This window comes from Streptococcus sp. HMSC078H12, assembly GCF_001814615.1.
GTDB classification, from domain to species: domain Bacteria; phylum Bacillota; class Bacilli; order Lactobacillales; family Streptococcaceae; genus Streptococcus; species Streptococcus salivarius_F.
This window is the reverse complement of the sequence record NZ_KV817339.1, coordinates 205,574-205,891: the sequence shown is the minus strand read 5'-3', so window position 1 is coordinate 205,891 and position 318 is coordinate 205,574. Positions and strand designations below refer to the sequence as shown.

Genomic DNA, 318 nt, shown 5'->3' with positions numbered 1-318 from the left:
ACGTGTTTGGCCTGCGGCTGATTCTGCAGGTGATTGACTTTCACTTGTAGTTATTGAAGCTGTTTCACTGGCAGTTTCAGAGCTTGCAGCAGAAGTTGTGGCTCGTTCTGAGACGTTTGTAGTGCCTACATTTTCAGTAGTAGCAGGAGCTTCGACAACCTTTGTTTCTACGAGGTCTGCTGTGGTTTCTACATTCGCAGTGGTAGCAGCAGTCACATCAAGGTTTGTTGAGCTATCAGCTTTAGCTTCCTCAGCGAAGGCAGGTCTTGCGATTAAAGTAAAACTTGCAAGAGCAGTTGCACATGAGAATGCAATCAG

1 pseudogene is annotated in these 318 nt (G+C 46.2%); it reads right to left on the bottom strand.

Annotated elements, in window-relative coordinates:
• Positions 1 to 318, bottom strand: a pseudogene (locus tag HMPREF2979_RS10610) (glucosyl transferase); the annotation flags it as partial.